The sequence below is a fragment of the Wolbachia endosymbiont of Madathamugadia hiepei genome, assembly GCF_013366855.1.
Taxonomy (GTDB): Bacteria; Pseudomonadota; Alphaproteobacteria; order Rickettsiales; family Anaplasmataceae; genus Wolbachia.
On sequence record NZ_WQMP01000172.1, the window covers coordinates 1 to 1,749 of the forward strand.

3 protein-coding genes are annotated in these 1,749 nt (G+C 33.8%); all 3 read left to right on the forward strand.

The genetic code is table 11. The features are described from left to right. Window positions 1–768 (forward strand): riboflavin biosynthesis protein RibF (gene ribF, locus GO685_RS05075; protein ID WP_175937846.1); only part of this gene is annotated, 768 nt, incomplete at its 5' end. After that, entirely contained in the window at window positions 765–1,241 is a 477-nt protein-coding gene (gene lspA / locus GO685_RS05080) for a signal peptidase II (protein WP_175937847.1), read from the forward strand. The genes ribF and lspA, both read left to right, overlap by 4 nt. A gap of 38 nt (window positions 1,242–1,279) precedes the next feature. Further along, window positions 1,280–1,749 (forward strand): M16 family metallopeptidase (locus GO685_RS05085; RefSeq protein WP_175937848.1); only part of this gene is annotated, 470 nt, incomplete at its 3' end.

The window sequence follows — 1,749 nt, forward strand, 5'->3', positions numbered from 1 at the left end:
CCATCAACAGTCTTATTTGGCAGAAACAACTTTAGATTGATAAACCAAGAACAAAAAAAAGAACTGATTAGCAGCTATGGTATAGATCACTTATATATTATCAATTTCAATGAAGGTTTTTCTCAAATCAGCTGCAATGACTTCATTAGTAAGATCTTGATAGGCAAATATAGCGCTAAACACATAGTAGTTGGAGAAAGTTGTACTTTTGGTCACAAACGATTGGGTAATACATCGACCTTAAGGAAATATTCCGAAACGTATGGATATTCTTTAACTGAATTAGAACCATTGATAATCGATGGAGAGATTTGCTCTTCTTCTTCAATCAGAGAGTATTTACAGAAAGGCGAAATAGAGATTGCTAATAAATTGCTCGGCAGGCCTTATCAAGTCTCTGGTATTGTAACAAAAGGCGCATGTAGAGGTAGAGAAATAGGATTTCCAACTATAAACATTCCGATAGAAAACTGCATGATAAAACCCAAGTTTGGTACATATTATGCTAAGGCGGCATTTTCTGACAATAATCCAAATTGGCTATACGGAGTAGTCAACATTGGTATGAGACCTACGTTTAAGGATTTAAAAAAGCCCATAGTAGAAATGTACATATTTGATTTTAATAAAGATGCATACAACTATAAGGTTAATATACAACTTTTAAAATTTATCAGGTCAGAAAAAAGATTCCATAGTATTGACGAATTAACAAAACAGATAAATTATGATATGCTTGAGGCTTATCAGTTGAGGACAAATTTATGAAAAAACTATGCTTAATTGTTATACTAGTTATAATATTAACTGATCAGATGAGCAAATTGTACATAAACTCATTAATTGATGAAGGAGAGTCAATCGAAGTTGCTAGCTTTATCAAGCTAGTTGAAGTATGGAATTCGGGGATTAGTTTTGGAATGTTTAGCACTTTACCATATAGCGATCTCTTTTTTTCAACATTTTCAACACTAATAATTAGCATACTTGCATACTTGATATACAAATCTAGCGATAAATTAACTTGTTTTGGTTTTTCTCTGATGATTGGTGGAGCAATCGGTAATATAGTTGACAGGATCTACTGGGGAGCTGTATATGATTTCATACATTTTCATATTGGCAGTTGGTACTGGCCAGCTTTCAACCTAGCAGATATATATATAGCTTGCGGGATGTTTGTATTGCTGTATAAGTGGTACATATATGACAGACTCATTTCTAAACAAAATGAGGAATGAAATTGTTGTTTCGAATTCAATTGTATTAGGTTAGGACAATGCTCCACAGGTTTTTTAGCTTCTTTATATTACCTTTATTGTTTTTCACTTATCCAATCTCTCTGAAAGCTGTAAATATAGAACACAGTATAAAGCACGCTAAACTCAGCAATGGGCTAGATATCTATGTTGTACCTAATCATCGGATTTCGGCCGTTTTACATGCAGTAATATATAAAGTTGGGGGAATGGATGATCCAATCGGCAAAGCAGGATTGGCTCACTACCTTGAGCATTTAATGTTTGAAACTACAGGAAAATTTAAAGACATAGAGTCGACTATGAGTAGCATTGGAGCGCAATTCAACGCATTTACCACTAGAGAATATACCTGTTACTACGAATTAGTCCTCAAGGGCGACTTACCACTAGCAATGGAAGTTGAAGCAGATAGAATGGGCAATTTTAATGTTACTCAAGACAAAATAGATAGGGAAAAAAATATTGTATTAGAAGAAAGGAAGATGAG